Origin of the sequence: Pseudanabaena cinerea FACHB-1277 (assembly GCF_014696345.1) — a bacterium.
In the GTDB taxonomy this organism is placed as follows: domain Bacteria; phylum Cyanobacteriota; class Cyanobacteriia; order Pseudanabaenales; family Pseudanabaenaceae; genus Pseudanabaena; species Pseudanabaena cinerea.
Map to the genome: position 1 here is coordinate 1 of NZ_JACJPY010000157.1, position 4,384 is coordinate 4,384.

Below are 4,384 nucleotides of genomic sequence, written 5' to 3' on the forward strand. Positions count from 1 at the left end.
CTGCAAGAGCGTCAACAAAAAGAAAAACTAGCGAATTATCTCAGGTCAATGGGAATCAATCCTGATGAAATTTGAAGTATGGATGGGCGATCGCTGTATATTTCAGTTGCAAAGTTTAGCGATCGCACCACTACAGAAATTGCTCAGAGTCCAGATGGCAGAACAATTACGGTGATTCGGGGGTGATTGTGTTACCGTCATCAGTAGGCTACACTCTATAGCAGACAATGATTTTCTAGATGACACCTTTTGTACCTGATGAACCTATCCGATATCCTGAAAGACTCTGAGTATAAGCTTTCACAGTTTAAGCCTGATGAGGTGGCTTGGCTTGAGCAGTCTATTTTTTTGAAATCAAGCACTAAGGGAGATGTGCCTTATATTAGGTGTTTGGTGCGGGGTAAGGATATTAAGCTGACTCCTGAAGAGGCGGTTAGGCAGCTTTACTTTAAATAAAACTCTAATTTTTTGTATTTAGCTAAAATGTCAAATATTGTTGAAATTGTAAGAAAATTAGCTGACAGAGAAGCAAAGCGCTCTGAAGCGGATATACAAGCTGGAATCAGGGATTTATTATTACAAGCTTCATTAGATCTCGACGATGAAGATCTGGATGTAAAACTTGAGGCTCAATTGGGGGATCTCCGCAGAATTGACGTTGAAATTGGCTCAGTTGTGATTGAAGTCAAAAAAGACTTGAGAAAAGGGAAAGTTCTAGCTGACGCTATAAAACAATTATCTGGCTATGTTGAGGTTCGGACGCAGCAAACAGGACAGAACTATATTGGTATTTTATCGGATGGTTTGGAATGGCGATGTTTTCATCTCAAGCCGTCTAAAGAGTTTGTTGAAGTGTCTAAACATTTAGTTAACTCAAGTAGTCCAGATGCTGACAAATTAATTGCTTGGTTAGACGGTGTTTTAGCGACAAAGCAAGGTGTAATTCCTACTCCTGAAGAAATAAATAATAAGCTGGGTGTAGAAAGCTCTTCCTATGCAATTAATCATGCAACGTTACTAAGTTTGTATGAAGAGAATAAGCATTTGCCTACTGTGCAAATGAAACGCCTATTATGGGCAAAGCTTTTGACGACAGCATTAGGCAGTCAATTCACGGATAGTGATGAATTGTTTGTTGAGCATACGTTACTTGTAAATGTATCGGAAATTATTGCCCATGCTGTCTTAGGTTTAAATGTTAATGATTTATCTCCTGCTTCTCTGTTGTCAGGTTCTCAGTTTGAGACTAGCGGAATTTATGGTGTAGTTGAAAGCGACTTTTTTGATTGGGTGATTGAAGTTGACGAAGGCGATATCTTTATTCGATCGCTGGCTCGTAAGATTTCGCGATTTAATTGGGGTGAAGTTTCCTATGACATCATGAAGGTTTTGTATGAATCCATCATTGATCAAGAATTAAGAAAGCAATTAGGAGAATATTACACACCAGATTGGTTGGCGGAAGTAATTGTCGAAAAGACTATTAAAGATCCTTTGAATAAACGTGTTTTAGATCCATCCTGTGGATCTGGAACTTTCTTGTTTCATGCGGTCAAAAATCTTTTAAAGAAAGCAGAACAAGAGAAATTGTCGATTAGTGAATCTCTGGCAATTTTGGCAAAAAATGTTATTGGTTTTGATATTCATCCAGTCGCAGTAACTTTAGCTCGTGTAACTTATCTTTTGGCGATCGGTCGTGACAATTTGATGAATCCAGCCAGAGGGGAAATTAATATTCCTGTCTATTTGGCTGACTCTATGCAATGGCGACAGAAGCAATATGATTTGTGGTCAAAGGATCAAGTCGTTATTGAAACAAATAGCGAAGGACAATTATTTGCTTCAGAGTTACGGTTTCCCCATGAACTTCTGCAAAATTCTCATAATTTTGATGAGCTTGTAAAGGACTTAGCAGATAAGGCAACTCAAGCGAATCAAGGCAAAACGACATCTTCTTTAACTGGTATATTTCGGCGCTTGGCAATTGCTGAAAAGTTTCATGAGATGCTTACAAATACTTTCATTGTAATGTGTGAATTACATAAAAGTGGACGCGATCATATTTGGGGATATTATGTGCGTAATTTAGTGCGCCCTGCTTGGTTAGGTCTACCTCAAAATAGAGTTGATATTTTGATTGGGAATCCACCTTGGCTTTCCTATCGACATATGCCTAAAGATATGCAAGATTCATTTAAAGAAATGAGTGAGGAAAGATCGCTGTGGCATGGAGCAAAGAATGCAACGCATCAAGACCTTTCAGCATTATTTGTTGCTAAAAGTATTGAAACTTATTTAGATGATGGTGGAAAATTTGCTTTTGTGATGCCTAACTCAGTAACGGACAGAGAATATTTTGGAGGATTTCGAGAAGGAAACTATTACACGGGTAAAGGCGCAACAACATATGTTGAGTTTGAAGAATCATGGGATTTGCGAAGATTAAGACCACATTTTTTCCCTAGAGGTGCATCGGTTATTTTTGGTAAGAGATCTCAAAAATCGGTAAAGATGCCTTTGATTACTGAATATTGGACTGGAAGAATAAAGGAACCGAAAGCATCATGGAGTGTGGTCAAAAAATTACTTAAATTCACTAAAGAAGAAATAAAAATAAGTTCAGACAGTGATATTTCTCCCTATCATTCCCGATTTTCGCAAGGAGCAACTATAGTTCCAAAGGTTCTCTTGTCTGTCGTGGAGAAAGTGTCAAGTCCTTTGGGATTAGCTTCGGGACGTAAGTTAGTTAAATCTCAACGATCTGCCTATGAAAAAAGACCTTGGATAAATATTCCAGATTTAGAGGGAACTATCGAGAGTGAATTTATAAGACCTCTATATACAGGGGCTTCTATTTTACCTTTTCGTTGTCAAGAACCTGAATTAGCAATTATTCCTTGGAATGGGAAAGCATTGATGGATGGAGAATCTGAGCTAATTAATATGTATCCCAACTTATGTAATTGGTGGCGCAAAGCAGAAGCAATATGGAATGAATATCGGACAAGTGATCGATTGACATTACTTGAGAGAATTAATTATCACAAAGGATTATCTCAGCAATTTCCTATACCAAGGGAAAGGGTATTATATGCAAAGTCTGGAATGCATATTTGTTCTGCAATATTATCCAATAGGCAAGCTATTGTCGATAGCAAACTCTATTGGGCAACAACTGAAAGTAAAGAAGAATCATATTATTTGTGCGCGATTTTAAATGCAGAGATTACCACTCTAGAAACTCGTCCTTTAATGTCTTACGGAAAAGATGAAAGAGATGTGTGTAAGCACGTTTGGCAACTTAAAATCCCTAAATTTAGTCCAGAATCTGACCTGCATCTTGAAATTTCTAAAATTGGTAAAGCACTAGAAAAAGAAGTTGCGAACCTTGAACTGAGAGATGTTTATTTTGCTAATGTGCGTCAAGATGTCAGAAAACATATTAGAAGTAGCAGTAAAGGAAAAGAGTTAGAAAAATTAGTGAAAGAGCTTTTGCTCAAAGGATTTAGTGGTGATTAGTCTTGTATTTAGGAGAATAAAAAATTCAAGAGGATAACAAATATGCGACATCCACAGACCGATGAGATCATTAACGAATTGTGCGATAGAGACATACCGCCAATTGGATAAAATGTTTACAAACTGATATTTGGAGAAACTAATGCTAGAAATTACCAAAAAAGCTCTCAAAAGAGACATTGATCGCCTCAACGATCAGCAACTAAAACAAATTGCTGACTTCATCGCATTTATCAAATTTCAGACAAGATTTCGCCAACCAACAACAGATATTAGTCAATTTGCCAACCTCTACCAAGAATTTGCCGAAGAAGATCGACAACTAGCTGAAACAGGAATTGCTGAGTATGTGGATTAAATCAAGACTCAGTTGTACTCTGTCATCAGCTTCAGGTACTTGACAAAACTCGATTGATTAAACGAATAGGACAATTAGACTTTGAGGCGATCGCTAGACTAGAAAGCGTTGTACTGTTTACACTTGGCTATACAGACTGAAGAAATATTAAACAATGAAAAAGCACTTCAACACCGCAGGACCCTGCCAACCAGACATTCACTATATGCTCTCATCCGTAGAGCGTATGCCCCAGATCAAATCGCTAATCGATCAGCGCAATTACTTCGTAATCCATGCCCCGCGCCAAGTCGGCAAAACCACCGCCATGCTCACCCTCGCGCAAGAACTAACCGCCAGTGGTGAATATACCGCCCTCATGGTGTCTGTTGAAGTTGGCTCCGCTTTCCCAGATCAACCCGAAATCGCCGAAAAAGCAATTTTAGGAGCTTGGGCAAAAAATGCGCGATTTTGGCTACCCAAAGAACTGCATCCGCCAGCAATTCCAGAAGCAGAAGCAGGACAACG

At 38.5% G+C, this 4,384-nt stretch carries 2 protein-coding genes and 3 pseudogenes; all 5 read left to right on the plus strand.

The window, feature by feature from the left end:
* Positions 1–258: 258 nt before the first annotated feature.
* Positions 259–447 (plus strand): annotated as a pseudogene (locus tag H6F44_RS22270) (type I restriction enzyme HsdR N-terminal domain-containing protein); the annotation flags it as partial.
* A gap of 36 nt (positions 448–483) precedes the next feature.
* Positions 484–3,519 carry an N-6 DNA methylase gene (locus H6F44_RS22275; RefSeq protein ID WP_190353275.1) on the plus strand — a complete coding sequence of 1,012 codons (3,036 nt, stop codon included), beginning with the start codon at positions 484–486 and terminating at the stop codon, positions 3,517–3,519.
* A 142-nt stretch (positions 3,520–3,661) separates the two neighbouring features.
* A complete protein-coding gene (locus H6F44_RS22280) occupies positions 3,662–3,877 on the plus strand; it encodes a hypothetical protein (RefSeq protein WP_190353276.1) in 216 nt (71 codons plus the stop codon).
* A gap of 47 nt (positions 3,878–3,924) precedes the next feature.
* A pseudogene (locus H6F44_RS23435) lies at positions 3,925–4,017 on the plus strand (type II toxin-antitoxin system PemK/MazF family toxin); the annotation flags it as partial.
* A gap of 14 nt (positions 4,018–4,031) precedes the next feature.
* Positions 4,032–4,384: pseudogene (locus tag H6F44_RS22290) on the plus strand (ATP-binding protein); the annotation flags it as partial.